At 69.4% G+C, this 412-nt stretch carries 1 protein-coding gene; it reads right to left on the bottom strand.

What is annotated here, in order from left to right:
* Positions 1 to 84 precede the first annotated feature (84 nt).
* The coding region (locus FLQ44_RS01710; protein WP_147692784.1) for an efflux RND transporter permease subunit at positions 85 to 412 on the bottom strand (328 nt) is incomplete at its 5' end.

The raw sequence follows: 412 nt of genomic DNA, 5'->3' as shown, positions 1-412 counted from the left end.
AAGCAGGCTCCCGAAAAGAGCACGAGCGGTCCAGCTCAGGTTTCTTCAGGAATACCTGCGCTGCGGAGCCGGGCTGGGACGGTCTCAGGCGCCCGACGTCGCGACGCGGGGACGCCGCCGGGTAAGGAAGCCGATGACCCGCTGCGCGGCCGGCTGTGCCACCAGGTACAGGCAGGGAATGAGCACCAGGGTCAGCAGCATCGACGACAGCAGACCGCCAACCACCGCAACCGCCAGCGGCTGCATCAGTGCGCCGCCGGCATCCAGGCCGATCGCGAGCGGCAGCATGCCGACCACGGTGGTGAGGGTGGTCATCAGGATCGGTCGCAGGCGCACCGCGCCGGCTTCGATCACCGCGTCCATGTCGGCCAGCCCGCGCGCACGGCCCTGCTCGATGTACTCGACCAGCAGG

It is taken from the genome of Vogesella mureinivorans (assembly GCF_007644035.1).
Taxonomy (GTDB): domain Bacteria; phylum Pseudomonadota; class Gammaproteobacteria; order Burkholderiales; family Chromobacteriaceae; genus Vogesella; species Vogesella mureinivorans.
The sequence above is the reverse complement of the archived record's forward strand: the minus strand, read 5'-3'. Positions and strand labels throughout refer to the sequence as shown.